Origin of the sequence: Agrobacterium sp. CCNWLW155, assembly GCF_036888815.1 — a bacterium.
Lineage (GTDB): Bacteria > Pseudomonadota > Alphaproteobacteria > Rhizobiales > Rhizobiaceae > Agrobacterium > Agrobacterium radiobacter.
Genome location: NZ_JBAKFW010000005.1, coordinates 241753 through 265449, shown reverse-complemented (window position 1 = coordinate 265449; position 23697 = coordinate 241753). Strand labels below are relative to the sequence as shown.

At 60.1% G+C, this 23697-nt stretch carries 18 protein-coding genes and 2 pseudogenes; 7 read left to right on the top strand and 13 right to left on the bottom strand.

The features are described from left to right. Positions 1-43 precede the first annotated feature (43 nt). Positions 44-1210 carry an efflux RND transporter periplasmic adaptor subunit gene (locus tag V6S97_RS16930; RefSeq protein ID WP_080864992.1) on the top strand — a complete coding sequence of 389 codons (1167 nt, stop codon included), beginning with the start codon at positions 44-46 and terminating at the stop codon, positions 1208-1210. 14 nt (positions 1211-1224) lie between these two features. Beyond that, positions 1225-4305 carry a multidrug efflux RND transporter permease subunit gene (locus V6S97_RS16935; RefSeq protein ID WP_112278176.1) on the top strand — a complete coding sequence of 1027 codons (3081 nt, stop codon included), beginning with the start codon at positions 1225-1227 and terminating at the stop codon, positions 4303-4305. Between the two features lie 43 nt (positions 4306-4348). Here V6S97_RS16935 and V6S97_RS16940 read toward each other — a convergent pair whose 3' ends face one another. Continuing rightward, entirely contained in the window at positions 4349-5233 is an 885-nt protein-coding gene (locus tag V6S97_RS16940) for an SDR family oxidoreductase (protein WP_080864994.1), read from the bottom strand. A gap of 107 nt (positions 5234-5340) precedes the next feature. Here V6S97_RS16940 and V6S97_RS16945 point away from each other — a divergent pair, with 107 nt between their 5' ends. Continuing rightward, positions 5341-6159: a helix-turn-helix transcriptional regulator gene (locus tag V6S97_RS16945; protein ID WP_080864995.1), complete on the top strand. Its 819-nt coding sequence runs from the start codon at positions 5341-5343 to the stop codon at positions 6157-6159. A 15-nt stretch (positions 6160-6174) separates the two neighbouring features. On the opposite strand, the pseudogene V6S97_RS16950 reads toward V6S97_RS16945, so the two are convergent. Together V6S97_RS16950 and V6S97_RS16955 are read right to left on the bottom strand one after the other, a co-directional pair. Next, a pseudogene (locus tag V6S97_RS16950) lies at positions 6175-7726 on the bottom strand (FAD-dependent monooxygenase). Positions 7727-8153: 427 nt separating this feature from the next. Beyond that, positions 8154-9335: a citrate/2-methylcitrate synthase gene (locus V6S97_RS16955; protein WP_223565229.1), complete on the bottom strand. Its 1182-nt coding sequence runs from the start codon at positions 9333-9335 to the stop codon at positions 8154-8156. A 44-nt stretch (positions 9336-9379) separates the two neighbouring features. Between V6S97_RS16955 and V6S97_RS16960 the strand changes: the two genes are divergently transcribed. Together V6S97_RS16960 and V6S97_RS16965 are read left to right on the top strand one after the other, a co-directional pair. Continuing rightward, a complete protein-coding gene (locus V6S97_RS16960; protein WP_309957621.1) occupies positions 9380-10528 on the top strand; it encodes a citrate synthase/methylcitrate synthase in 1149 nt (382 codons plus the stop codon). Positions 10529-10557: 29 nt separating this feature from the next. Then, positions 10558-11131: pseudogene (locus tag V6S97_RS16965) on the top strand (L,D-transpeptidase); the annotation flags it as partial. Positions 11132-11226: 95 nt separating this feature from the next. On the opposite strand, the gene V6S97_RS16970 reads toward V6S97_RS16965, so the two are convergent. Then, positions 11227-11745: an Lrp/AsnC family transcriptional regulator gene (locus V6S97_RS16970; protein WP_060726479.1), complete on the bottom strand. Its 519-nt coding sequence runs from the start codon at positions 11743-11745 to the stop codon at positions 11227-11229. Positions 11746-11906: 161 nt separating this feature from the next. On the opposite strand from V6S97_RS16970, the gene V6S97_RS16975 reads away from it, so the two are divergent. Both V6S97_RS16975 and V6S97_RS16980 read left to right on the top strand, forming a co-directional pair. Then, positions 11907-12473 carry a hypothetical protein gene (locus tag V6S97_RS16975; RefSeq protein WP_060726478.1) on the top strand — a complete coding sequence of 189 codons (567 nt, stop codon included), beginning with the start codon at positions 11907-11909 and terminating at the stop codon, positions 12471-12473. Continuing rightward, entirely contained in the window at positions 12460-12867 is a 408-nt protein-coding gene (locus tag V6S97_RS16980; protein WP_060726477.1) for a PPC domain-containing DNA-binding protein, read from the top strand. Before V6S97_RS16975 ends, V6S97_RS16980 begins: the two co-directional genes overlap by 14 nt. A 38-nt stretch (positions 12868-12905) precedes the next feature. On the opposite strand, the gene V6S97_RS16985 is transcribed toward V6S97_RS16980, so the two are convergent. The 9 genes from V6S97_RS16985 to V6S97_RS17025 all read right to left on the bottom strand — a co-directional run bounded on the left by V6S97_RS16985 (position 12906) and on the right by V6S97_RS17025 (position 23660). After that, positions 12906-13799: a PCC domain-containing protein gene (locus tag V6S97_RS16985; protein ID WP_080864998.1), complete on the bottom strand. Its 894-nt coding sequence runs from the start codon at positions 13797-13799 to the stop codon at positions 12906-12908. Next, positions 13796-14575 (bottom strand): SDR family NAD(P)-dependent oxidoreductase, encoded by a 780-nt coding sequence (locus V6S97_RS16990; RefSeq protein WP_060726475.1) that lies wholly within the window; start codon positions 14573-14575, stop codon positions 13796-13798. The genes V6S97_RS16985 and V6S97_RS16990 overlap by 4 nt, the downstream gene beginning before the upstream one ends. 31 nt (positions 14576-14606) lie before the next feature. Continuing rightward, entirely contained in the window at positions 14607-16247 is a 1641-nt protein-coding gene (locus V6S97_RS16995) for an acyl-CoA synthetase (protein WP_112278177.1), read from the bottom strand. Then, entirely contained in the window at positions 16244-17413 is a 1170-nt protein-coding gene (locus tag V6S97_RS17000) for an acetyl-CoA acetyltransferase (protein ID WP_060726473.1), read from the bottom strand. The genes V6S97_RS16995 and V6S97_RS17000 overlap by 4 nt, the downstream gene beginning before the upstream one ends. Further along, positions 17410-18273, bottom strand: a complete 864-nt coding sequence (locus V6S97_RS17005) for an IclR family transcriptional regulator (protein WP_060726472.1) — start codon at positions 18271-18273, stop codon at positions 17410-17412. Before V6S97_RS17005 ends, V6S97_RS17000 begins: the two co-directional genes overlap by 4 nt. A gap of 1 nt (position 18274) precedes the next feature. After that, the gene (locus V6S97_RS17010) at positions 18275-19078 is read right to left on the bottom strand and encodes an SDR family NAD(P)-dependent oxidoreductase (RefSeq protein WP_162266699.1); all 804 of its coding nucleotides are present in this window, start codon (positions 19076-19078) and stop codon (positions 18275-18277) included. A 76-nt stretch (positions 19079-19154) separates the two neighbouring features. Then, positions 19155-20165 carry a TRAP transporter substrate-binding protein gene (locus V6S97_RS17015; RefSeq protein ID WP_060726470.1) on the bottom strand — a complete coding sequence of 337 codons (1011 nt, stop codon included), beginning with the start codon at positions 20163-20165 and terminating at the stop codon, positions 19155-19157. 65 nt (positions 20166-20230) lie between these two features. Continuing rightward, entirely contained in the window at positions 20231-22108 is a 1878-nt protein-coding gene (locus V6S97_RS17020; protein WP_112278178.1) for a TRAP transporter large permease, read from the bottom strand. 742 nt (positions 22109-22850) lie between these two features. Then, positions 22851-23660 carry a cyclase family protein gene (locus tag V6S97_RS17025; RefSeq protein WP_003508279.1) on the bottom strand — a complete coding sequence of 270 codons (810 nt, stop codon included), beginning with the start codon at positions 23658-23660 and terminating at the stop codon, positions 22851-22853. Positions 23661-23697: the final 37 nt, after the last annotated feature.

Below are 23697 nucleotides of genomic sequence, written 5' to 3'. Positions count from 1 at the left end.
AGCCGCCATCGAGCTCGTTGTTTAAAATGGATGGTGGATACTCATGCGACGCGGATCATACTTCTGGAAACTTGGCGCGCTGTGCCTGCCGATCTTTCTTCTCTGTGCCTGCAGTGATAACGGAACGGGTGACGGCGGTGCCGCCGAAACGCCGCCGCCCGCACGCGTCAGCGTCATGACCGTTCAGCCGGAACCCGTGACGGTCTACGACGAACTGCCCGGCAGGGTGTCGGCCTACCGCACGGCGGAGATCCGGGCGCAGGTGAGTGGCATCATCCAGAAGAAGCTCTTCACGGAAGGTGCCTTCGTGGAAGCCGGCACACCGCTTTTCCAGATCGATCCCGCACCTTTTTCAGCCGATGTAGACGCTGCAACCGCCGTGCTGGCGCGGGCGGAGGCGGAACTTCTGAACGCACAGGTTAAATACGAGCGCGCCAGATCGCTGTCTTCGCGCGAGATCACCAGTGCGGAATCCTTCAATAACGCCACCGCCGCCCTTGCGCAGGCGAAGGCGAATGTCGCGGAAGCGGGCGCCATTCTCGCCCGGCGAAAGCTGGAGCTTTCCTATGCGACGCTGCGCAGCCCGATCAGTGGGGTCATTGGCCAGTCCTTCATGAGCGAAGGCGGACTTGCCTCATCCTCGGCAACTGCACCATTGGCGGTCATTCAGCAGATCGATCTGGTCTATGTGGATGTTCGCCAGTCCGCGATGAGCCTGGAGGCCCTGCGTGACACGGCTTCCGGGGCAGGGACCGAAAATCCGGACGAGCTTCCGGTGAAGATCATCACCATCGCCGGCAAGCCGTTCGGCCACGATGGAAAGGTCCTGTTCTCCGACATCTCCGTCGACAGCGCCACGGGCAGCCTCGGCATTCGCATCCTCGTTCCAAACCCGGAGGAACAGCTGCTTCCGGGCATGTATATCCGGGCGATGGTTCCGCGCGCCATATACGGCGCTGCGATCCGCGTGCCGCAGGAAGCAATCATCCGCGATCCGGCCGGACGGCCGCAGATCGTTGTTGTCGGCGCAGACAAGACCGGTGCGCGCCGCGCGGTGGAACTGGGGCCGCTGGCCGACGGTCGATACATCGTCACGGGAGGCCTTGCCGCCGGAGAAACCATCGTCGTTCTGGGGCAGGATCGCGTCCAGGGTGGACAGCCGCTTGAAAGGTCGCCCTTTTCCCCTGCCGCCCCAGAGACCCGAACCTAAGGAGCGGACAGATCATGCCGCAGTTTTTCATCAACAGGCCTGTTTTCGCCTGGGTCATTGCCATTCTGATCGTGATCGCGGGGGTGATGTCCATCCCGCAACTGCCCGTCTCACGGTTTCCCGTCATCGCTCCGCCCAGCGTTTCGATCTACGCCACCTATACCGGCGCCACGCCGCAGACGATCAATGACAGCGTGACGAGCCTGATCGAACGCGAACTTTCGAGCGCGAAAAACATCCTCTATTTCGATTCATCGGCCGATTCCTCGGGTTCGGCCACCATTACCGTCACCTTCAAACCGGGCACCAATCCCGAGCTTGCGCAGGTGGATGTTCAAAACCGGCTGAAGGCCGTGGAACCGCGCCTGCCGGAACAGGTCCGCCGCGCCGGACTGACTGTGGAATCGGCATCGTCAGGATTTCTGATGATCGTTTCGCTGAAATCGAAGGACGGCTCGCTCGACGCTCTCGCTCTCGACGATTATCTCGTCCGCAACATTGCGCCGGAACTGAAACGTGTCGGCGGTGTCGGTCGCGTGCAATCCTTCGGGTCCGAAGCGGCGATGCGCATCTGGCTCGACCCCGTCCGCCTTGTGGCCCATTCCATCTCGATGGCCGAGGCGACACAGGCCATACAGTCGCAGAATATTCAGGTCGCCCCCGGCCGTCTGGGTGAAACGCCAACCGTGCCGGGCCAGAAGGTCAGCGTGCCGCTCAGCGTAAGCGGTCAATTGCAGACGCCCGATGAATTCGCGCAGATCATTCTGCGTTCTAACCCAGATGGCTCCAGGCTGACACTGGGAGACGTAGCGACAATCGAAGTCGGATCACAGACATCGAGCTTCTCCATCCTCGATGGCGGCAAACCTGCGACGGCCGCTGCCATTCAGATGACGCCCGGCGCCAATGCGGTGAGCACCTCGACCGGTGTGAGGGAGCGTCTGGCGGAGCTTTCCACGACCATGCCGGAGGGAATGGAATTCGCCATCTCCTATGATACGGCACCCTTCGTGAAGGTTTCGATAGAGAAGGTAGTCCAGACGCTCGCCGAGGCCATGGTCCTGGTTTTCCTGATCATGCTGCTGTTTCTCCAGAACCTGCGTTACACGCTTATTCCCGCCATCGTTGCGCCGATCGCGCTTCTCGGCACATTCGCGGTCATGCTGGCGATCGGCTATTCGATCAATGCCCTGACCATGTTCGGCATGGTTCTGGCAATCGGCATCATTGTCGATGACGCCATCGTGGTCGTTGAAAATGTCGAGCGCCTGATGGCTCAGGAGGGCCTGTCGCCGCTTGAAGCGACGCGCAAGGCGATGACGGAAATATCCGGCGCGGTCATCGGCATCACGCTGGTCCTGACCGCCGTCTTCCTGCCGATGGGCATGGCCTCCGGTTCGGTTGGAGCGATCTACCGGCAATTTACCGTCTCGATGGCCGTATCGATCCTGTTCTCGGCATTTCTGGCCCTCAGCCTCACGCCCGCTCTGTGCGCGACCCTGCTGAAGCCGGTCGGTCACGATCACCATCAGAAGAAAGGTTTCTTCGGCTGGTTCAACCGCGCCTTTGAGCGCCTGACCGCGCGTTATGCCGGCTGGGTCGCCATCCTTGTGCGCAAGATCGGGCGTACCATGGTGGTTTACCTCGCTATCATCGGCGCGGTTGCCTATGGATATGGCACGCTCTCGACGGCCTTTGTGCCGGATGAGGACCAGGGTTCCTTCATGACATCCTTCACCCTGCCGGCGGAGGCCACGGCCGAGCGCACCCGCGTCGTCGTCGACCTCTTCGAAAATCACGTCAAGACCCGGCCTGACATCGCCAATAATCTGACGGTGATGGGTTTTGGTTTCTCGGGCTCAGGCCCGAACACGGCGATGTCCTTCACCACGCTCAAGGAATGGGGCGAGCGCAAGACAGGCGTGGACGACGAAGTCGGCGCTGCGACGAGCGCGATGACGGCCGCCGACGAGGGGCAGATATTCAGCCTCAAGCCGCCCGCAATCGATGAGCTCGGCACGACATCGGGCTTTGCGTTGCGGCTGCAGGACCGCGCCAACCACGGGGCGAATGCGCTCGGCGAGGCTGCGGCCCAACTGACCCGGCTTGCGGCGGAGAGCAAGCTCGTGACCGATGTCCGCATCGATGGTCTTCCCAGCGGCCCGAGCGTCACCGTGAACGTGGACCGGCAGAAAGCGAGCGCGCTCGGCGTGTCCTACTCGACCATCGCCGATACGCTCGGCGGGGCCATTGGTTCGACCTATGTCAATGATTTCCCGCGCGATGGACGCCTGCAGCAGGTGATCGTGCAGGCCAGGGCCGCAAGCCGCATGCAGGTGGATGACGTGCTCAACCTCCACGTCCGCAACGATGCCGGCAAGATGGTTCGCCTTTCGGAAATCGTCACGCCGCAATGGTCGACAATGCCGCTGCAGTTCACCCGCTATAACGGCTATCCCTCGACCAGCATTTCCGGCTCCGCCGCATTGGGCGTATCCAGCGGTAAGGCGATGGAAGAAATGGAACGGCTCGCAGCCAAATTGCCCAAGGGCTTTGCGGTTGAGTGGACCGGTCAATCGTTGCAGGAACGCCAGTCCGGTGCGCAGGCGCCCATGCTGATGGCGTTTTCGTTCCTCATCGTTTTCCTTGTTCTTGCAGCACTTTACGAAAGCTGGACGGTGCCGCTTTCCGTCATGCTCGTCGTGCCGCTCGGCATTATCGGCGCTGTCATTGCGGTGCATCTGCGCGGGCTGGAGAACGACGTGTTCTTCAAGGTCGGCCTGATCACGCTCATCGGGCTTTCGGCAAAAAATGCCGTGCTGATCGTGGAATTTGCCCGAAAACGCCAGCAGGAGGGGCAGACGCTTACTGATGCCGTCATTGCGGCATCACGCCTGCGTCTGCGGCCGATCGTGATGACATCGCTCGCCTTCACGCTCGGCATCGTGCCGCTTGTCATCGCCAAGGGCGCGAGTTCGGAGACGCAGAACGCCATCGGCACCGGCCTTTTCGGCGGCATGATTTCGGCGACCGTGCTGGCGGTGCTCTTCGTTCCCGTCTTTTACGTCGTCGTGGCCCGTCTGCGCCGCAACTGATGCTGGAGGCAGGCGTCCGCCTCAGCGGACGCCTGCCTCCAGATTAGTAGTCCATGGCTCTGAGATCATCGAGCAGGTTCGGCCCTTTCGGCTCCCAGCCGAGCTTCTTCCGTGTCAGGGCGCTGGAGGCCCTGAGATCCATCGAAGCGAACAGGGCAAACCAGCCGAAATGGCCGGCGGCCTCATCTTTGCCTATGGAAACGAGTGGCAGCCCCAGCCCCTCGGCAACGATCCCGGCAATATCGCGCACGACAACGCCTTCTTCCGCCACGGCATTATATCGAGCACCCCGTTCACCCCGAACGAGCGCCATCACGTATAGCTTTGCCACATCGTCCACATGACCGGCGGACCAGCGATTGCCACCGTCTTCGACATAAGCGACGACGCCTTTGTCGCGCGACATCTCGATATAGGGCGAGATGAGACCCTGCTTCACCGTGTCATGCACCTGCGGAAGCCTGATGACGCCGAGATTGACGCCCGCCTGCAATAGCTCCTGGCCCGCCAGTTCGGAGGCGATGCGCGGGTTGAAATGATGCGTGTCGAACACATTCTCCCGTGCAGGTTCGCCATTGCCGGGATCACCCATGCCGACCCCTGAGGTGATGAGCATCGGCCGTTCGGAGCCAGCCAATACAGAGCCCAGCGCCGCGATCACCCGGCGATCCTTTTCGCAATTGGCGGCAAAATTCGCAAAATCATGATCGAAAGCCGTATGGATGACGGCATCGGCAGTTTCCGCACCCGCGGCAAGCCCTGCCGCATCTTCCAGCGTGGCAATATGGGCGGAAGCGCCTGCGGCCTGCAACGCTCTTGCGCCGGCCTCCGAGCGGGTGAGACCGGTCACCTCATGGCCACTCGCCAGCAGTTCGCGAAGAATCCGGGAGCCGATGAACCCGGTGGCACCTGTCAGAAAAACACGCATATAAATCTCCCGCGTTGACGGGAGAGGTGATCTCATGAAGAATTGTCCTGTTAAAGTAGTGACCTTATCATGGTATAACTCTCAACAGGCTGCGGCGGGGAAATGCAATGACGGACAATGCACTCAGCACCTTCCTGCGCGATCGTCGCCTGCGGCTTGATCCTGCAACGTTCGGTTTTGCCGTCGGCCGCCGCCGCACACCGGGTCTGCGCCGGGAAGAGGTCGCCCAGCGCGCCAACATAAGTCCGACCTGGTATACCTGGCTGGAACAGGGTCGTGGCGGTTCGCCCTCGGCGGATGTGCTGGATCGCATCGCCAAGGGATTGATGCTGACCGATCCCGAGCGCGATCACCTGCATATACTGGCCTTCGGACATCCGCCCGAGCAGCGTTACCGTCAACCCGAGACCATAACGCCCCGGCTACAGGGCGTGCTAGACGCCATGCCCTTCAGCCCCGCCATCATCAGGACGGCGACATGGGATGTTCTGGCATGGAACCGGGCCGCCGCCCTCATCCTGACGGATTACAGCAAACTGGCGAGGGAGAACCGCAACATTCTGCGTCTGATCTTCTCCGATGAACGGGTGCGCACCGCCCAGGAGGACTGGCGCAATGTCGCCCGTTATGTCGTCGGCGCGTTCCGGGCGGATGCTGCGCGCGCCGGTGCTGGGGCCGGCATCCAGCAACTGGTCGATGAGCTCTCTGCTGCCAGCCCCGAATTCAAGGCCATGTGGGATGACAATGAGGTCACAAGCATGCATGAGGGCCTCAAGCGCCTCCACCACCCGGTTCTCGGAACGATCGAACTGGAGTTTTCAAGCTTTGCGGTGGAGGGACGCTCGGATCTCAACATGATGGTCTATAATCCCGCCAATCCCGAAATGACCGAACGGTTTCGCTCGCTGATCTCAAAATCCGCTTGATCCCATCACGCCGTCCTATCCACAATCGGGGCGCTCCAGTTCCAGAACCGAGACGCCCAGCCAGCGAACGATACTCTCTTCAAGTTCCGCCTCGTCGGGGGTGGCGTCACAGGCCCATGCGACAATGCCATCGGGGCGTACCAGCAAGGCACTCAGTCCCATTCGATCTTCGGCATCCACCGCAACGTAGTCTAGCCGATCAGACCAGCGTTCCGCGACATTGCCGAGCATTGGGCGCGCATCGAAATCGAGTAGCACCGCATGGCAGCTCCGCAGGTGCTCATTCAGTCTTGTGCCGTCAAGGAGCGCGAAATCCGGCGCGCTGCGGCCGACAAGGGCTTGGGGAGAGCCAAGATCGTAGCGGATACCGATGCCCCAGACGCGCTCGGCGAAATAGGTTGCGCCATCGCGCGTGGCGGCGAGATCGCGGATGATGCCTTCCAGCGCCCGCGAGCTTCGGCTGGGCCGCATCAGCGCCACCTGCGCACGCGACCAGTCCAGAACCTGCGAGGCTATGGGTTGCCGCTCGCTGGCATAGCTGTCGAGCAGGTCCGGCGATGCGTCGCCGCGAATGACCGCAGCGAGTTTCCAGCCAAGGTTCATCGCGTCACCAAGGCCGAGATTGAGCCCCTGGCCGCCCAGTGGCGAGTGAATGTGGGCGGCATCGCCCGCCAGCAGCACGTGTTTCCGGCGATATTCCACCGCCATGAAGGCACGGTCGGTCCATGTGGTGGCCAGATCAAGCCTTGTTACCGAAACATCCGTGCCCGAGACCCTGCGCAGCACCGCTTCGACATGTTCACGCGTGATCGGTGCGGAACGATGAAAGGCGCCACCGTCGAAATCGGCCATGGCGATCGTACCTGTTGGCGTGAACATGTACATGCCAGCAGCGGTATAGTGGCGGCCGGGCTTCAGCGCCCCGGCATCGGCCAGTTCGACCTGCGCGGAATAGCCGGTGAATTCGGGTTCAGTGCCGGCAAAAACGATCCCTGCCACCTTACGCACTATGCTGCGAGCGCCATCGGCGCCGACAAGCCAGCGGCCCCGAAACACCGCGCCGCCCGCGTGAACGGCGATCCTCCTCGGATTGCTTGAAGCCTTCCACGGCAAACCCACGCCGTATCTCGACGCCCAGAGCCTCGGCCCGCGCCGCCAGAACGGTCTCTATACTCGCCATATCGGTGGCAAGGTTGCTGGCCGAACCGGCAAGGCGATAAGGCCAGCGTTGCGCGTCGATCTGGTCGTGAAAAAACTGGATGCCCGCGAAATGCCCGGCGGGCCGCCGCTGCCCTTTCATCCAGTGCGCCGTCCCAGGCGTATCACGGCCGGCCTCCCGCTCTTTGATCGCCTCGAGCAGACCGCGTCGATCAAGGCTTTCGATCGTCGGCACCGTCAGGCCGCGCAGGCCGAAGGGAGGCCGTTTCAGGGGTGAATCCGGATATGGCGATGCTTCGAGAACCAGCACCGAGCAACCGGCCCGCCTTAACTCGCAGGCGAGAAACAGGCCGACCGGGCCAGCGCCGACGATCAGGACGTCATGAAAACAAATAGAGGGTATATGCACGGTCGGACTCCTTCAGTCGATGTTCGACCGGAGCGTTTCTCCAATCCGAGACCCACACGGACGAACAGATGGATGCACGATGCATCCTTCGTTCGTCGCGGGGATCTCCGACCAGAGGCCAAAGACCAGAGCTTCCGTTACCAGAAGGACTTGGGCTTACCAAACCAAGTCTGCCTTTTCCGACGTGGCCAAAATAGCGCAAGGACTGGCGGTATGCAACGGATGCCGTTTTCGAGGCCAGTGAGGGCCATGCCAACGCTCTGGGGGCACTGCGACCTTGCCTAGTTTCAGGAGACCCTCCCGGTCTGGAAACGACCGTTTTAGCCTCGAGGCCAATCGGTTCATGCCTGTGGGCGGGCCAGAGCTCAAAATCATTATTCGCTTAAGCTTGACGTGAATGCTGCGGATGCTCCAACACCTCAATTGCCTATTGCCCCACATAGCGGGCGCGGGGTCGGATGAGTTTGTCATCCGATTTCTGTTCCAGGGCATGAGCTATCCAGCCGGCAGTCCGTGCGACGGCGAAAAGCACCAGGGCCGAGCCGCGCGGCAGCCCTAGACTGCGTCGCAGGCTCACCAGTGCTACATCGCAGTTCGGCAACTGACCGGTAGTATCGTTCATCACCTGCAGAAGCTCATCTCGCTGCGCGTCCGGCGGGAGATGGGGCAGGAGGCCGGCTGCTCGCGGATCGCCGTCCGGGTAAAGTGGATGGTGAAAGCCCGGAATAGCTTCACCGCGTCGAAGCCGTTCATCAATCACCCGTTCTACATCGCTACACCGCTCCAGTTCATCGAACAGAAGTTCGACAAGACTAGTCATGCCGCCATGCATAGGTCCGCTCAACGCCGAAAGCCCCGCATTCAGACACGCGCCGAGCGAAGCGCCTGTAGAGGCGACGACGCGCGCAGCGAATGCGGAAGCATTCAACTCATGATCGGCCTGAAGCACCAGGGCGCGACGGATGATATCCGCGCCTGCCGCATCCTTCTTCCAGGCATCCGCGAGAAGCAGGTGAACCGGCTGCGTACCGGGCTGGCTGAGGCTGCAGGCGCTGGCGACAGCCCGCAGCAGAGCGGCGGCGCCGGACCAGAGACGATTGTTTTCGCGCCTCCAAGTGGTAAGGCGGCCTGCTTCAACAAGAGGGAGAAGCGTTTGGCACCGCTCCGTCAAGGGCAGGGTGCTGACGTAGTTAAAGATTGGCTGTGGCCATGGAGCCGGGGCGGCCTTCACGTCATCGAAAGGGTTACCCTCACCGCAGTCCCATAGCAGACAAGCCACTTCCTCCAGGGTCGCCGTTTGTGAAAGCACAAGCGCGTCCTGGCCGCGATAGCGCAGGTGTCCTTCTGTTATCTCCGTAATCGAGGATTCGAGAACAGGCAGCCCCCAGTCAAGCGCGGTAGCGGCAACCTGTCCGGGACGTCGCCCGACGGTTTTCCTCTTCTTCAGCGTCTCAATGTCATGGGTGCTGTAGAGCTTGCGACGCGGGTCATCCTCAGCAGCGTTCGTCTGGATCAAACCCCGGCTGACATAGGCGTAGAGCGTTGCGCGGCTGATACCGAGCTCGGAAGCCGCGCGATCGGCGCTCATGTATTTGTCGTAAGGCTGCATTCCATATCTCATATTGATTAAAACAATCAATATTGACCATATATATGCAATTCAACATCCTCAAGCGCATTCGTATTCAGATTGAGGAAAATTCAATGTCAGCGATAGCAGCTTTGAGTAACGACAAGACCGTGATCGGCCTTGATGACGTCGTCGCAGCCGAAACTGTACTCAGCCATGTGGATGGGACGGCTGGTGAACTGATTATCCGCGGCCACCACCTTGCAAGCTTGGCAGACTGGTCTTTTGAGCAGGTTCTGGAGCTTCTATGGGCCGAGCAAATCCCCCAGCCGGCGACGGCGCAGGATATTCGTTCTCAGCTTGGTTCGGCCAGGCAGCGGGCACTTGAACTGATTCATCCCCTTCCTGACCTGTCGCGCCTTTCTTCCGTAGAGGCCTTGCGTCTTTTGCTTTCCGCGTTGCCGGATGATGAAACAACCGCACACCATATCATGGCCGTTGCGGCGGTACCGGTCTTTGCCGCGGCAATCATCCGAGACAGGCAAGGGCTAACGCCGATCGCGCCCGATACCACACTCAGCCATTCGGCGGATTTTCTTCGAATGATTTCCGGTGATCACCCTTCGCCAGAGAAGGTACGCGCGCTCGATACTTATCTAACGACGGTTTCCGATCATGGGTTGAACGCCTCGACCTTTACGGCTCGCATCATTGCGTCGACAGAGGCCGGAATGTTCTCATCAGTGGTTGGTGCGCTATGTGCCTTAAAGGGGCCTCTTCATGGCGGGGCGCCGGGTCCGGTGCTTGACATGTTGGATGCGATTGGCGCGGAGGCTGACATTCAACTGTGGCTGGAGGATGCGCTTGCGCGCGGGGAGCGCCTTATGGGCTTTGGCCATCGGATCTATCGTGTCCGTGACCCTCGCGCCGACGTTCTGAAAGGCGCGGTGTCGGTTCTCAAGGACGGATCCAGCCGCATTGCCTTCGCCGGCAAAGTGGAGGCGGCGGCGCTAGCGCTCCTCCAGGAAAAAAAACCTCTTCGGCCGTTACAGACAAACGTCGAATTCTACACGGCGCTGGTACTGGAGGTGTTGGGTTTTCCACGCGACAGCTTTACCAATGTCTTTGCTGCCGGTCGCATGGCAGGATGGACGGCGCATGTGCTGGAGCAGGAACGGACTGGGCGCCTCATTCGTCCGCAGTCCCGCTATATAGGTCCTTCGCCTGAATAGGGTTTCTTTGCCAACGCTTCGTGGGGCACTCGTCGTTGGACGCCCGTTACGCGGCATTTGAGGGTGATGGACATGCCGTCGCCGGCATTCCCTATCGGCATATTTATCCAAAATTTTGTCGCCAGCGCGTCGCCAATCCGACGGGTGAAGCAGCCGGAACGGTCGCCATCGATACCCCAAACCGCTTCCTTTATCTGGTCGAGCCCGATGGCGCAGCCACGCGTTATGGTGTCGGCATTGGCCGGGATGGATTTGCGTGGCAACGGCGGGGGTATCATCCATTGGCGCCAGCCATGGCCGAGATGGAAGCCGCCAGCCAAAATGAAAGCCCGCCAGCCGGAGCTTGAAAAATACTCGATTGCCAATGGAGGCATGGACCCCGGCGTGCAAAACCCGCTCGGCGCAAGAGCCTTGGATATCTTCCAGAATGGGAAGGATACGCTTTACCGCATGCACGGCAATCCGGAATGGAAGTCCATCGATAAAGCGGTTTCTTCGGGCTGCGTGCGTCTCTTGAATCACGACATTGTCGATCTTTATGACCGCGTCCCTTACCACGCGCCGATTGTCGTGCATCACACGCCACTCGTCGGCACGGCGTGATAAGACTTATGAGGCCAGATGGCTCGGCAGTGCGCCTTTACGAACTCAAGGCACAGGCACCCGCAGACCCGGCAAAAGAATGGGAATGCATTCCGCTATCTTGCCGGCACGCGGCCAATGCCCGCCGCTTCGATTAAAGGAGGTTCGGGATCGGGTACGACCGATAATGTGTGTTTGAGACATTTGAGTGCGAAACAGGATCGGGAGTGGCGCACGCCCTCAATCTTATAGAGTTTCCGCCGCAGAAACTGTTCGTAGCCTGCAGTTCCCGCCACCGCCACCTTGATGAGATAATCATATTCACCTGTTGTCAGATAGGCTTCCAACACCTCCGGAAGAGCGGCCATCGCATCCCCGAAACGTTCCAGAACCTCGTCGTCGTGGCGCTCCAGCATCACCTCGATGATGACGGTTTCGGTCAGTCCGAGTTTGGCTTGATCGAGAATGGCGGTGTAGCCGCGAATGACCCCTTCGTCCTCCAGCCGCTTGACGCGCTGCCAGCAGGGGCTGGGCGAGAGCCCTACCTTTTCCGAAAGCTCCGAATTGCTCAACCTGCCGTTCTCCAGGAGGGTACGCAATATTTTGCGGTCAATTCTGTCTAGCGGCTTCGTCATGCCGGCCTCCCCCAACTACGTTGCAAAAAAATCTGCCGTCGATGCGACAGCCTGCGAAAGAAGTGTTTTCCGACGCGCCGTTTGGTGGTGTCATTCGGAAGCACCTTCGGCTGATATTTGAGTACCGTACTGCAAGGTACAGGCAGCAGGGAGGAGCAGGCGTGGCATCGATAGAGCAGCAACATTTTCCAAGGCCGAGAACGCTCATCCATCCCGGCATTTCCGCGCCGGTGCGCATCAACAGCCTTCGCTCGCCATCTGCGCGCCATGTGCGGCTGTTCCTCGCGCCGGGGCGTAGCCTTTACGATGGCATCGTGCGGCCGCTTTTCGAAAATGGCATTGAGAATGCCTCGCTCACCATTCTCGGCGGCTATTTTGACATATTGTCCTATTGCGTAGCCCCGCCCGACCCTTCCGGCAGGGCGGTCATTGCCTATACGAAGCCCATCAACGCCGGTGCTGCCTGGCTTGTCTTCGGCAATGCCACGCTGGGGCGCAGCATGAAGGGAGAGCCGATCGTCCATTGCCATGCCGCTATGCGCACCGCGGCGGGTGTGGTCAAAGGCGGCCATTTGCTGACTGAATCCTGTATTGTCGGCGAAAGCGGCGTTGCCGCCCTGGTGACCTCACTCGACAGTTTCGTGCTGCAGCAGTCCTTCGACCCTGAAACCAATATTCCCCTTCTTCAACCAAAGAACCGTACGGAGCGCGCCGATGAACACGCCTAACACTGTCGAATCTGGCTCCATGGGCCGTGTGGCCTATGCCCGCATCGCGCCCAATGAAGACCTTGTGCTCGGCGTCGAGAAACTGTGTCTTGCCGAAGGTTTTCGAAATGCCTTCGTGCGCGGTGCGCTGGGTAGTCTGGTCGATGCGTGCCTCGGCACGCGCAGCGGCGCGTTCTTGCAGATACGCGGTCCCGCCGTTGAAATCGTCTCCATCGCCGGTGAAGTGCGCGCCCAGCCCGATGGCTCTTTGCGTGCCGCGTTGACCGGCGTCGTCGCCGATACCGAAGGTTCGGTTTATGGCGGTCCCTTCATCGCCGGAGCCAACCCGGTTTGCATGACGTTTGAAGTGACTCTGGAAGAATGGTTGCCTGCGGAAAAACCGCAGGCGGCGTGATTTGCGGTGATGCTGGCCGTTGAGTTGCGCAGCGCAACTCATGCGGCGTGCCCCTGTCTTTCGGTCAGAAGTAGCTCGAAAGTGACGCAGACCGGGTTCTTGCCGCGCACCAGCCGCCCGCCGCTGATATGTGTGGTGAGGTCCACCATCGCAATATCCAGCTTTGCTTGTCGGTCTCCCGACGCGGCCGGGCCGATACGGCCCTTGTTTATGAGGATTTCGCTCGCGTAGGCGTTGAGGCTTGTTCCGTCTTCATAATCCGCACCGACCAGGCTGCCAATTCCATTGACTTCGGCTTCTCGCAGGCCAAACTGGGTAGAGACCTCTTCAAGTGCCGTGCATATATCGGTATTGGGGCGCACTGTGCATAAAAGCGCCCGAAGACCCGAACCCTTTTGGTGGCGCTGTTGCGCGATGGGTGTAAAAAGGGGGAAGTTGGTTTCCTCATCCTTTTGCACATCGAGGATCGCTCCATCTAGCGCCAGAGCTTCAAGCGTTGTTTCTACAGCAAATTCGGTCTCGAAAGGCAGCAGATGCCCCATGGAGACAACGCCGTCGGCACTCTTCCATGAACCATGGCAATGCAGAAACGGCGCACTATCGCGCCGGCCCATATGAAGGCCGGCATTGATGATTGTGCCACCCGGCATGGAAAAGGTTTCGCTATACCATGCGGCATGTGCGTCATCCGGTGCGGCTGCCGGCATGACATATTGCAACCGTTTCATCGGTACGTTCTTCAGTCTGACGTAACCACCTTCGAACCCCAACTCCGCAAAGGCATCGGCAATCGCTTCGTTGGCGCTTACGCCGGACCGGACCGTCAGAGTAACAGGATAGGCGTGGCAGCCGACGGCGCGAAAACGTTCGGGCGTTACCGGTCCGGGATGGACGATGCGACGGGGGAGCTCTTGCGTGCCTGTCTCCGTCATACCGCGAGCCCGGCGGTAATGAAGCCGCCATCCACGGCAAGCACCTGTCCGTTGATGTAGCTTGCGTCATCTGACACGAGGAAAGCCACGGCAGAGGCGATCTCGTCCGTCCTGCCATAGCGATGCATGGGAACGCGGCTATGCCATTGGTTGCGGACATTTTCCGTATGAACCGCCTGGGTCAGCGGGGTATCGACCGGACCGGGAGCAATCGCATTGACGCGAATGCCCGATTGTCCCAGCTCGTTTGCCATCACCATCGTCAGAAGATTGACGCCGCCTTTCGAAGCGCCATAGGCGCTACGGCCACGATTTCCGCACATGCCGGAAACAGAGCTGATATTGACGATCGAGCCGGCAATATCGCGGTCCAGCCAATAACGTGCGGCAGTGCGCGCTACCGCGAAGCTGCCGACGAGATTGACGTCAACGATACGGCGAAATTCTTCGACGCTGGTGTCGACGGACAGTTTGTCGATACCGATGCCGGCGCTGTTGACGACGGCCACCAGATCAACCGCATGATCGGCGCCGCCTGCCGTCAGGGCGGCGAAAGCCTTCTCTATCGATGCCTCGTTCGCAACGTTGCAGACGATGCCGCGCGAGAGATCGATACCGAGCTTTTCGCAGGCTATATCCAGCGCCTCGCGCTTGAGATCCAGCAACCATGGCTGCCAGCCGCGCGCCATCAGGAGCTGCGCGGTGGAAAAGCCGATGCCGGATGCACCGCCGGTGATCGCGACGGCCCCTTTTGTCCCTGTTTTCTCTTGTGTCATACCGTCTCCTCCCGATTGAATGTCACGCCTGTCAGGCTGTCCGCTTTTCTTCGAAAGCCGGCATCTGACCGCGTTTCTCCAGTTCCTCGCGGATCATTTTCTTGGTGATCTTGCCGTAGGCGGATTTCGGCATGGCATCCCAGAACACCACTGATTTCGGCAGCTTGTAGCGGGCCATCTTGCCTTCCAGATAGGCCTTCAGATCGATGGCGGCGATATCCGCGCCCTCGCGGGCCACGCACACGGCCACACCGACCTCGCCCCACACCGCGTCCGGCACACCCAGAACCGCAGTCTCGCTGATGTCAGGATGCATGAGGATTTTTTCCTCGATTTCACGCGGATAGATGTTCGAGCCGCCGGAAATATACATGTCGGAGGCGCGCCCGGTGATGTAGAGGAAGCCGTTCTCATCGCGATGACCAAGGTCGCCCGTGCGGAACCAGCCATTGCGGAAGGCTTTGGCATTTGCCTCGGGATTATCGTAGTAGCCGGCGAAAACGGCGGGACCGATTACACAAATTTCGCCGGTTTCGCCTGCGTCAACTTCCTCGCCCGCATCGTTCTGGATCTGCACTTCCATGCCGGTGCGGTCGAAGCCGCAGGTGCCGATGCGCGTTTCCGGACCGTCCTCGGCGTTATGAAAAGAAGGCGGCAGCACGGTGATGTTACCGGTGACTTCACCCAGGCCGAAATATTGCACCAGCACCGGGCCGAGCTTTGCAAGCGCGCGCTTCTGGTCCGCGCGATACATCGGCGCGCCGGCATAGATGACATAGCGCAGTGAGGAGTGATCGAAACGATCCACAGAGGGGTCTTCGACGAGCATTTTAAGGATGGTCGGTACAGTGAAGGCGTTGGTGATACGCCATTTTTCGATCAGCGCCCAGACGGCGGGCACATCGAGCTTTTCCGCCGCCGGAAGCACGGTTTTCGCGCCATGCGCCACCTGCACCAGCTGGTGAATGCCCGCACCGTGTGAAAGCGGGGCAACGACGATGGAGGCGTCGTCGGATCCGGTGCCGGGCATCAGATCGCAGAGATGGTTGGTGATGACGAACGCCATCTGGCCATGGGTAAGCACTGCAGCCTTGGGCCGGCCGGTGGTGCCTGAGGTGAAGAAGAACCAACACGGGTCATCCCGATCCACTGCCTGGCTTTTGACTTTGTGCCCCATATGACGGGCCACGATGGCATCGTAATCCTCACCGAACTCAGCCGTGCCGATGGCAATGCTGAAATCGATCGTGCTTGCCTCGTGGCTGGCTTTTGCATGATCGGGAAAAGGGCTGGCGCAAATCATGCCGCGCGCCCCGCTGGCCTTCGCCAGATAGGCAACTTCATCGGGCGATTGACGGTAATTGGTCGGCACCCACACCGCACCCACGCGGAAGCATGCGAACATAGATTCGAACATCTGGTTGTTGTTGGAGGACTGCACCAGAATGCGGTCCCCCTTTCTGACGCCGAATTCAGTCTCCAGCGCATGGGCCATTGCGTCGACGCGGGCTTCCATTTGAGCCCAGCTCCAAGTCTTTTCACCCCAGACGAAACCGATATGGTCCGGGTTGCGGCGTGCCGCCTGCGTCAGGAAATGCGAGAGGTTCATCACCCGCGTGGTGGACGGCGCAACCCCGCCCGCGGGATGCTGTACGGCACTTTGCATCGTCATTTCACACGCTCCATGATCGAGACGTAATTGGCAACCGCCGTGCCACCCATGTTGAACACGCCAGCCAGCGAGGCATTGGGAATTTGCATGTCGCCTGCCTCGCCCATCAATTGCATCGCCGCCATGACATGCATGGAAACGCCGGTCGCCCCGACGGGATGACCTTTCGATTTCAATCCACCCGATGGGTTGATTGGCAGGCGTCCGGTCTTCAGGGCCGTTCCATCCTGGACAACGCGATATCCTTCACCGGGCTTCGCAAGCCCCATGGCCTCATATTCGATAAGTTCAGCGATGGTGAAGCAGTCGTGCGTTTCAACGAAAGAGAGGTCGTCGAGCGTTGCTCCGGCAAGTTCCAGCGAGCCGGCCCAGGCGCGGCGCGCGCCTTCGAAGGCCAACGGATCGCGACGGCTCAATGCCATGATGTCGTTGACATGCTTGCGGCCCCGGAAACCGATGGCTCGGTTGAGTGTGGCTGCCGTTTCCTCGTCGGCCAAAATGATCGCGGCAGCGCCATCAGAAATCAGCGAGCAGTCGGTGCGGCGCAGCGGGCCTGCGACGTAGGGGTTCTTGTCCGAAACCGTATTGCAGAAATCGAAGCCGAAATCCTTGCGCATATGGGCATAGGGATTGACCGCGCCATTGGCGTGGTTCTTTGCGGCAATCATCGCCAGCTCTTCCGAGCGGTCGCCATAACGTTGAAAATATGCCTGTGCGATGCGGCCGAACTGGCCGGCAAACCCGCCGGGAATATTGGCCTCCTCCGCACGGTAACAGGCGGAAAGCAGGATTTCGCCCACCTCTGCGGTCGGCAGCGCCGTCATTTTTTCGGCGCCGACAACGAGTGCGATGCGGCCGCGCCCGGCTTCGATGAAGTCCATGGCGCTGTAGAGGGCGGCCGATCCTGTTGAGCAGGCATTCTCGAAACGCACTGCCGGCGTATAGGCGAGGCGCTCATCGCCCATCGCTACCAGGGCGCCCTGAAAATCCTGTTTCGAGAAGCCATTGTTCATCACGCCGACGAAAATGCCGTCGATATCGCTGACATCGACGCCAGCATGGTCTATGGTCGGCGCCACGACCGAAGCCATCAGTTGCTCGGTATTTTCAAGGGCCGACTTGCCGAAAGGCGAATGCGCCCAGCCGACGATCTGCGCTTTGCTCATTTGCTCGTTCTCCTCGTTTGCCGTTTCGTGTCGCCTTCACCGCGCGTGCGGGCGCGGCTGGCCATCATTTCTGCAATGCGTGTCTCGATGCGGGTTACTTCCTCGCGCAGCAGCGCTGCCAGTTCCGGCTGGCGCTCCGGCCGCATGCGGCTGTCCACAGCGGCAATGCTCAGCGCTCCCGCCACAGCGCCATCAGGCGCGCGGATGGCAACGCCAATACCCCAGGAATTAGAAAGGATCAGGCCGGGGTTGAGCGAATAGCCATTGGCTCTCGTCAACTCGACATCACGGCGCAGGCCCTCAAGCGTTATGCCGGGATAATTAGCGGCAATCAGCCCGCTATTGGCCGCAATGATACTTTCCACCTCGGCGTCTGGCAGCGCCGCCAGCATGGCGAGCGAACCCGCACCAATACCCAAGGGGTGTTCGAAACCGGCCTGAAGTGCATGGGTGCGCACCGGCCAGGTGCCTTCTTCGCGGTAAAGGCACAGGGCAAATGTATCTCGGCGCACGGAAAGGAAGCTCGAATCCTCCGAGCGGCGGGAAATGCGCGTCAGGCCGTCCTGCGCCATTTGAAGAAGGCCAAACCGGCGCGATGACAGGCTGCCCAGCACATAGGTTTCTTCGCCGAGGTAATAACGCCGCGTTTCCTCATCCTGCTCCACAAGCCCGGCGCGGATCAGAGCCAGCAGCAGGCGGCGGGCCGTGGGTTTGTTCAGTCCGCTTTCTGTCACGATGACCGAAAGCGCCACGCCGCGTTCCGCGTGCCTCCCGACCATGGAGAGCAGCGCCAGAGCCCGGTCCACCGCACGCGCGCCCGTCAGATCTTTTTCAACCGGGATCGTTGTTGTTGCTGCCATCTCAGGAAAACGCCCCCACCGCACAGCTTTGCCCGCCATCGACCGGCAAACAGACGCCAGTGATGAACTTAGCCTCATCAGATGCGAGAAAAACGGCGGCGCGGGCAATATCGAAGGCATCGCCCATGCGACCCACCGGGACAGCCGCATTGCGCGCCGCCACCATCTCCTCGACAGACGCATATTGATTGCTGATCTGCTTGTAGATCAGTGGGGTGTCGATCATTCCCGGAAGAATGCAATTGGCGCGAATGCCCTGCCGAGCATATTGCATGGCCAGCGCCACAGTCGCCTGATTTACAGCTGCCTTCATGGCGTAATAGGCAAAATAGGGATAGCCGGTCCAGCGAATGGAGGCGAGCGACGAGATATTGATAATGGCCCCGCCGCCCTGCGCCAACATCACCGGCAACACAGCCTTGGAGGTGCGATAAACGGAGCCGATATTGAGATCGACCGAGGCGCGAAAGCTTTCCTCATCCAGCTCAACCGGCCCGCCCATATGGGTCACGCCGACATTATTGTGCAGAATATCGATGCCACCAAAGGCCTCGCAGGTGCGGTCAACGGTGGCCGATACGGACTGTAGTTCCGTGACATCGGCGGCAACCGCAATAGCCTCCAAGCCTTCGCCGCGAATGATCTCAGCCGTCTCTTCGGCTGCGTCAGCGGAGAGGTCGACACAGGCTACGCGCGCGCCTTCGCGGGCAAATTGCACGGCCGCAGCCTTGCCGTTGCCAAAACCCGGCCCCGATGATCCTGCGCCAAACACAAGCGCGCGTTTTCCCGTCAGGCGACCTGTCAAAGCAGTCTCCATTCCAATCGTCAGACATAGTCGGGTTGGCCCCGCTACGGGCGGGGCCAGTTACTCAACGGACCGGTCAGGTCAGGCTTGCACCAACGGCCTTTTCAAGAATGGCCCAGGCTTCATCGCCGTATTTGCCTTTCCACTCGGAATAGAAGCCTGCCTCTTTCAGCGCGGCGCGGAAAAGTGTCGCATCCGTGTCGTTGAAGGTCATGCCCTTGGAAATCAGATCTTCCTTGACCGAGGCATTGAGCTTCGCCACATCGGCGCGTTCATCCTTGCCCGACTGGTTGAGGTTTTTGGCGACGATGGCGCGCAGGTCATCCGGCAAACGCTCCCAGGCGCGCTTGTTGGCCAGGAACCAGAACCCGTCCCACATGTGATTGGTGACCGAGCAGAATTTCTGCACTTCGAACAGCTTTGCGGTGGAAATGATCGCCAGCGGATTTTCCTGGCCATCGACCACGCCGGTCTGCAGTGCAGTATAGACCTCGGCGAAATTGATCGAGGCAGGGGCAGACTTGAACGCCTTGAACATAGAGGTCCAGAGCGGGCTCACTGGCACGCGGATCTTGAAGCTTTCGAGATCGGCCGGCGTGGCGATGGGCTTGGAAGCGCTGGTGATCTGGCGGAAGCCGTTATCCCAGATGGTGTCCATGGCAACGAGGTTCTGCTTGGCAATTTCGCCGCGTACATATTTGCCGAGGTCGCCATCCATGGCCGCCCATACGGAATCATAGTTCGGGAACGCGAAACCGATGCCGCTGATGGAGGCGTTCGGCACCAGCGTGGACAGGATCAGCGGCGACAGCGTGAAGAATTCAACGCCTCCCGAGCGCACCTGGCTCAGCACGTCCGTATCCGCGCCCAACTGGCTGCTGGGGAAGATATTGATCATCACCTGACCGTCGGTTTCCTTGGCGATCCGGTCAGCGGCCTCCTTGGCGCGAATGTTCATCGGGTGCGCGGCAGGCAGATTGTTGGCATATTTATAATTGTACTGGGCAGCGCGGGCGCGCGACACGAAGGCTGTGGCCAGAACGGCGGAACCGGCGCCGGCGAGTATGGTACGTCTGTTGATATTCATTGCTTTCTCCTCCCAAAATAAAGCATGCATCATTCATCGGCGTGGCGGGTGGACCCGCCACGGTCTTAGAGCAGAATGGTCGAAAAGCCGGGGATTGCGGCAATCAGCAGCAGGCCGATGACCATGGCCGCAAGATAGGGCCAGATGGCGCCCATGGCTTCATCCGGCGAGACGTTGCCGATCTTGCAGGCGATATAGAAGCCGATGCCGATGGGCGGCGCCATAAGGCCGATATTCATGGCAACCACCACGACCATGGAATAATGGATGTCATTGATGCCAAGCGTGCGGGCGATCGGGAACATGATCGGCGCGAGCAGAACGATCGCCGGCAGTCCTTCCAGGACGCAGCCAAGGATCATGAAGATCAGGATCGACACGACCATATAGGTCATCCAGCCGCCCGGAAGATCGGTAATCATCGCGGTCAGCTGGAAAGCAAAGCCGCTCTGTGTCAGCCCCCAGGCCATGGCCGATGCACAGCCGAGGATCAGCAGGATCGCCCCGGAAAGGGCCGCCGTCTCCACCAGCATGGAATAGAGCTTCTTGAGGCTGATGCCGCCATAAAGCACCGCGCCGATGATCATGGCGTAGAGCACGGCGATAGTGGACACTTCGGTTGCCGTGGCGACACCGCCGCCCACCAGGCTGCGGATGAGGAAGGGCAGAACGAGCGCCGGGGCGGCAATCAGGGCTGCCTTGCCCACCAGCGGCCAGGGGGTGCGCTTTGCACCTTCCATGTTTTCATGCCGCGCCTTCCAGCGGGCCAGAACGGCCAGCACCAGAAGCAGCACCATGGCAATCATGAAACCGGAGGTGAAGAGACCGGCAATCGACACACCGGCCGCCGACCCCAGGACGATCAGCACGATGGAGGGCGGAACCGTATCGGCCATGGCGGCACCGGTGGCCAGAAGCGCGATCATTTCCTTGGGCTTGTGGCCACGGCGCTTCATTTCCGGAAAAAGCGCCGGTGCAACGGTTGCCATATCGGAAACCTTGGAGCCGGAAATGCCGGAGACGAGAAACAGCGAACCGAGCAGCACATAGGACATGCCCGCCCTGATATGGCCGAACATCGAGGACAGAAGCTCGACAATCGCCCTGCCCATGCCGGTGGCATCGAGCACGCAGCCCAGCAGCACGAAGACCGGCACTGACAGCAGAATGATGCCGGACATGCCCTCGTCCATGCGCCCGATCATCACAATGGTCGGGACCCAGGTGGTGAAGGTCAGATAGGCGAGGGTTCCAAGGCCGAAGCAGAAGGCAATCGGCACGCCCAGCACCAGAAATACCGCAACGAACAGGCCGAGGAAGATCGCCAGATTAAAATTGCCGAGGGATTCCAGCATCGGCGATGCCAGATAGAGCAGGCCGGAGGCAACCGCGACGGTTACAAGGGCCGTGATGATATCGCGCAGCTTTTCCCGCCGGAAAAGATTGTTGAGTACCAGAAGCAGCATGAGACAGGCGCCGACCGGCAGCGCCGCAGCGCGAAACGACATCGGAATATTCAGCGCCGCTGACGTGACCACCCATTCCTCGATGGCGTATTCCATGGCGGGCTTGATGATTGCTGCAAGAAATGTCGCCACCAGCACCAGCGCCAGCGAATTGATATAGCCCAGAACACGTTGCGGGAACATGTTGAGAAACAGCGTCAGGCGCAGATGTTCACTGCGATCGATGGAAATCGCCGCGCCCAGCATGGCAAACCACAGGAAGCACAAGGACGCCGTTTCATCGATCCAGACAATCGGCAGATGCAGGGCATAACGTGACGTCACGCCCAGCAGAAGCAGGCCGATCATCACCGCCAGCAGCACGGCCGCCACGGCCTCGATGGGGCGCATGAACCACGAGCCCGTTACCGGTCCGGTGTGCAACAGTTCGCCATCGAGTACAAATACGTCGTCATTCGCGTCTGCGGTCATGGTCATCGGGGCCTCCTCTCCCACAGAACAACCTTCGCAATAAGATGTCAGCAAAACAGGATGTCCATGCCACGACCGCGACATCAGGATAGCTGTTGTTGCCAGACTGGCCAGACCCCTCCAAAAGTCTGAATGTATCGGTATATTGCCTCCACAATATGGACCACTACAAAACCATGTATCCGGGATACACAGGAATATTTGTGAAATCAACAGTAAATAGACGGATTTGTGCAGTTTATTTGCGCATCTACAAGGTCCATATAGTGGATCATACTTTGTGTTGACCTTCATTCGCTGGTAATGACCATGCAGCACGGCACCTCATGCAAAGGCCAGCCAATGCAGATCGTGTCAGCCCGACCGGGGCAGGCCGCCATACATGCGGGGTGCCTGCGTCGCGCCACGGAGAGCCGGAAGACATTTCTGCTTAGCCTTGAACTGGCTGGGATGGGGAAGGGCCTTGACGTGACGACCACTGGTCGAACTGGGAAAAATGACGGTGGTGCGGCTGAGCACTCTCTAACCGGCAATCCGGGCGTTGATTATCTCTTGAAACTCTCCCGTGCGGAGGTTTTGCGGCAAGGGGATATGTTCTCAGCGATGCCGCCGCCCGGCATTCTTCCTGTCAGGCGCGGGGCGATGTTTCGCCCCGCCTTTTCCCGAACAACCGCGGCGGATTCGGAGCGGCTTTATCTGATGCAGCAGGTGAGCCGCTGGTGCATCCGGGCCGCCCGCCATGCTGCTTTCAGACCAGGGCCAGAATCCGGGCCGGACCGCCGGTTCCACCACGATGTGCCGGCGCGCCGACGACGACGGTTGCGCCCTTGACCGGCAAAGCCTCTAGGTTGTTGAGGCCTTCGATACCGTAGCGCCCGGCCGGAAGCCAGGAATTGTGAACGGCGAAATCGGCAGAGTTGCCCGGATCCAGCGAAAGCGTGTCGACGCCGATCGCGACCGTGTCGCGCTTGAGCAGAAGGTCGGTTGCCGACTTGCCGAAACCGGGAAAGGCGAATTTTCCGGCGTCGTCGGTGCGGAATGAAGGGCTCTTCACTCTGGTTGCCCAGCCGGAGCGCAGGGCGACGATCGCGCCTGCCGGGATATCGCCATTTGCAGATATCCAGCGCTCGATGTCTTCAGCCTCGATGGTGGAATTGGCATCCTCTTTTGCGCGGTCGGTGATGTCGATGATGACCAGCGGCGCGACAAGTTTCTGCGGCTCCAGCTGATCGACGCTCGCGCCGTCGGCGCTGAAGTGGAACGGTGCATCGATATGTGTGCCAGTATGTTCGTAGATGGTGAGCTTGTGGAGCTGATAACCGTCCTTGGTGATATCAGCTGCCCATTCGTATTCTATGCCCGGTTTGCCGTCGAAGGTGGGAAATGCGGAATCATAGGTGTGGGTGAGATCGATGACCCGTCCGGGTGTTTGCGCAAGCACCGGAGCCGCGAGGCTGCCTGCCGCCACCGCCGTTACACCGGCCACGGCGCCCTTGAACAGCAGGCGTCGTGACAGCATGTTCTTTTTCACGTTCTCGATCACGCAATGGTTGCACATTCCTCAGTCCCTCCATTGAGAAATCCCTGATCGCAAG